General features: G+C 59.3%; 2 rRNA genes. Both read left to right on the top strand.

Going from position 1 to position 1,065, the window contains the following annotated elements:
- Positions 1-223 (top strand): 16S ribosomal RNA (locus ACFOYX_RS36295); the annotation flags it as partial.
- Between the two features lie 374 nt (positions 224-597).
- Positions 598-1,065, top strand: a 23S ribosomal RNA gene (locus ACFOYX_RS36290); the annotation flags it as partial.

The raw sequence follows: 1,065 nt of genomic DNA, 5'->3' as shown, positions 1-1,065 counted from the left end.
GACCCCGTGAAGTCGGAGTCGCTAGTAATCGCAGATCAGCAACGCTGCGGTGAATACGTTCCCGGGCCTTGTACACACCGCCCGTCACGTCACGAAAGTCGGCAACACCCGAAGCCGGTGGCCCAACCCGTAAGGGAGGGAGCCGTCGAAGGTGGGGCTGGCGATTGGGACGAAGTCGTAACAAGGTAGCCGTACCGGAAGGTGCGGCTGGATCACCTCCTTTCTAAGGAGCACCATCCGTCGAAAGACGGTATGGAGCCCGCGGCCCGCGAATGTCGGGTCGGGGTGCTCAATGGCGGAGACACTGGCGAGTTTTTCCTCGGCAACGGCCGGGATACCTAGTACAGCTGCCCTCGGGTGGTGGGAACGGTTCCTCCTGGTGCGGCTGAGTGGAGGCGCAAAGCACCCTGTTGGGTCCTGAAAGAACAACCGATGGTTGTTTCTTTCGGAACCATGACCTCACCTGTGGTGGGGGACGGTTGCCAGGCATGGCCTGGCCTCGCATACCGCCGGCGGATGTCGGGTTTGGTGTGGGGCGGATCGGGTTGTGGGTTGGTCGTTTGTTGAGAATTGCACAGTGGACGCGAGCATCTTTGTGGTCAAGTTGTCAAGGGCGAACGGTGGATGCCTTGGCACCAGGAGCCGATGAAGGACGTGGGAGGCCGCGATAGGCCTGGGGGAGCTGTCAACCAAGCTGTGATCCCAGGGTGTCCGAATGGGGAAACCCGGCACCAGTCATGTGGTGTCACCTGCACCTGAACACATAGGGTGTATGGAGGGAACGCGGGGAAGTGAAACATCTCAGTACCCGTAGGAAGAGAAAACAAATAGTGATTCCGTGAGTAGTGGCGAGCGAAAGCGGATTGAGGCTAAACCGGCTGCGTGTGATACCTGTCAGGGGTTGCGTGGTCGGGGTTGTGGGACCCTGCTACACGAGCTGACACTCGTGTGAGAAGTTATCAAGTCAGTGGCTAGTCGAACAGTCTGGAATGGCTGACCGTAGACGGTGAGAGTCCGGTAGGTGAAAGTTGCTGACCTTCTGTGGGTGTTCCCGAGTAGCGGCGG

The organism is Micromonospora sp. GCM10011541, from assembly GCF_042650725.1.
Taxonomy (GTDB): Bacteria; Actinomycetota; Actinomycetes; order Mycobacteriales; family Micromonosporaceae; genus Micromonospora; species Micromonospora sicca.
Note: the sequence above shows the minus strand (reverse complement) of the source record. Positions and strands in the feature narration are given on the sequence as shown.